The sequence below is a fragment of the bacterium genome, assembly GCA_026398675.1.
In the GTDB taxonomy this organism is placed as follows: Bacteria; RBG-13-66-14; RBG-13-66-14; order RBG-13-66-14; family RBG-13-66-14; genus RBG-13-66-14.
On the sequence record JAPLSK010000049.1, the window covers coordinates 1 to 1,667 of the forward strand.

Sequence of the window (1,667 nt, forward strand, 5' to 3'; positions counted from 1 at the left end):
AGCGACCTTCACCCCGGCTCTTCCTAAATGTAGGGCGGGGATTCCTATCCCCGCCGCTTCTACGCCTCGACCCTCACCCTAACCCTCTCCCTGGAAGGGAGAGGGGACACGCGGCAGCCCTCACCCCCGTCCCCGTCGGCGCGCCGCTCCCACAAGGAGAGGGGAGCCCTGCGAGCCGTCGTCTCAATTCAGGGGAACGGACCGCCCGCGCGGTTCGTTCTCTTAGCGGCCGCTCTTCGGTGACCCTTGCCACGGGGCGCTTTTAGACGTACCATTAGGATGATTCGCATACTTCGGAGCGGGGATGTACTGCTTCCACTGCGGCTCCCGGGTGGACGAGAACGCGGACTTCTGCCACAACTGCGGCCAGCCCATCGCGCAGGTGCAGATCCAGACGTCTCCCATGGAGAAGCTGGACGCCGACGGAGTCCCCGCGTACATCGGCAAGTACAAAATCCGCCGGCGCATCGGCATCGGCGGGATGGGCATCGTCTACGAGGCCTACGACGAGAACCTGCAGCGCAATGTGGCCGTCAAGGTCCTGCCCACGCGGCTTTCCCAGCGCGCGGGGTACGCCGAGCGGTTCCTGGCCGAGGCCCACCGCGCCGCCGAGCTCGAGCACCCCAACATCGTCATGATCCACGACGTGGGCACCGACGCCGGGCGCAACTACTTCGTGATGAACCTCCTCTCCGGTGACAGCCTGGAGCACCTGATCGCCAAATCGGCCGTCTCCACCAAGGACGGCCTTCAGTACGCCATCCAGCTCGTGAGGGCGCTCGGGTTCGCCCACTCGCGGGGGGTGGTCCACTGCGACGTGAAGCCGGGCAACGTGATCATCGGCTCCGACGGCCACGTCACCCTGCTGGACTTCGGCATCGCCAAGACGGCCGCCGTGCAGGAGAACACGGCCATCGGCACCCCGGAGTACATGAGCCCGGAGCAGTGCCAGGGGCACAACGTGGACGCACGCTCCGACATCTACTCCATGGGCATCCTCTTGTACAAGCTCTTCACCAAGCGGCTGCCCTTCACCGCCGACAAGAAGATAGCCGTTGCCTTCAAGCAGATAAACGAGCCGCCCATCCCGCCCCGGATGCTCAACTCGGACATCCCCGAGTGGCTCGAGAAGATAATGCTCAAGTGCCTGGAGAAGAATCCCGAGGACCGCTACCAGTCGACCTCGGAGCTGGCGAACGAGATGGACGCGGGCCTGCGGATCATCTACGCCGAGGAGAAGGACCGGCGACTGCGGGGGGAGAAGGAGGTCCTGGCCCCGGGGGAGAAGTGGCGCTACCGGAAGCGGCTCGTGGTGGGGATTCTTCTGGGCGCGCTGGGGCTCGGGGCCCTCGTCTGGGGGATCATCTCCACCATCAACTGGCTCGAGCTGCAGGACGGCGGCGATGAGGAGAATCAGCTGATCGCCGGGTCGGAGTATACCGTGGCCGAGAACGAGGTCATCATAAACATCATCAGCCGCCCGACCGAGGCCACCGTCTTCATCAACGACCGCCGCTTCGGCACCACCCCCCTGAAGACCCGCCTCCAGCGCGGCCGGTCCTACACCCTTCGCTTCGAGAAGGACGAGTACAACCCCCTGGAAACCGACTTCACCCCCGGCGAGGGCGACATCGTCTCCTTCGAGGTGGAGCTCAACGTGTCCACCT

General features: G+C 65.1%; 1 protein-coding gene. It reads left to right on the forward strand.

Annotation, left to right across the window (positions count from 1 at the left end; genetic code table 11):
* Nucleotides 1–304: 304 nt before the first annotated feature.
* A partial coding sequence (locus NTW26_00715) for a protein kinase (GenBank protein ID MCX7020796.1) occupies nt 305–1,667 on the forward strand: 1,363 nt, incomplete at its 3' end.